This window comes from Mycobacterium sp. 1245805.9, from assembly GCF_001672915.1.
Taxonomy (GTDB): Bacteria; Actinomycetota; Actinomycetes; order Mycobacteriales; family Mycobacteriaceae; genus Mycobacterium.
This window is the reverse complement of sequence record NZ_LZKR01000227.1, coordinates 1-506: the sequence shown is the minus strand read 5'-3', so window position 1 is coordinate 506 and position 506 is coordinate 1. Positions and strand designations below refer to the sequence as shown.

The 506-nt window shown below is 67.2% G+C and carries 1 pseudogene; it reads right to left on the bottom strand.

The features are described from left to right. Window positions 1–506, bottom strand: a pseudogene (locus A9X00_RS29335) (dihydrodipicolinate reductase); the annotation flags it as partial.

Here is a 506-nt window from a genome sequence, read left to right as displayed (position 1 = left end):
ACGATGGCCTCGCGGCCGTGCACCACGCCCGCGGCACGGGTGCGCACCGCGCCGCAGGTGCCCTCCTTGATGGTGCCGAACGCCACGTCGATGTCGCGATCGGTGAGTTCCCGCTCGAACGAACCCCGCACCTCGTCCACGTCGACACCGAGGCCGCCGGCGATCAGGAAAATCGGTGCCTTCCAGGCCATTTCGATGAAGCCCGGCGTCTTGAGCATGGGCTCGAAATCCAACGGGCGGCCGAAGCCCAGGCCGTCCATCATGACGTCGGCCACCGGGTAATGGTCGTTGAGCGCGACCTCGCTGGCCGTGAGGGTGCGGATGTTCTTCGATTGCGTCGTCATCAGCAGCGCCAGCTCGTCGGAGGCGAAGCCCGGAAAGATGCCCGAGACATACAGCGACGCACCGCCCGCCTTGGCCGCGGCCTCCAGTTGGTCGCGCCAGTCCGGCGCGAAGTACGACGGCGGGTACACCAGGCTGGTCGACGACGTCGACACCACGTTGAT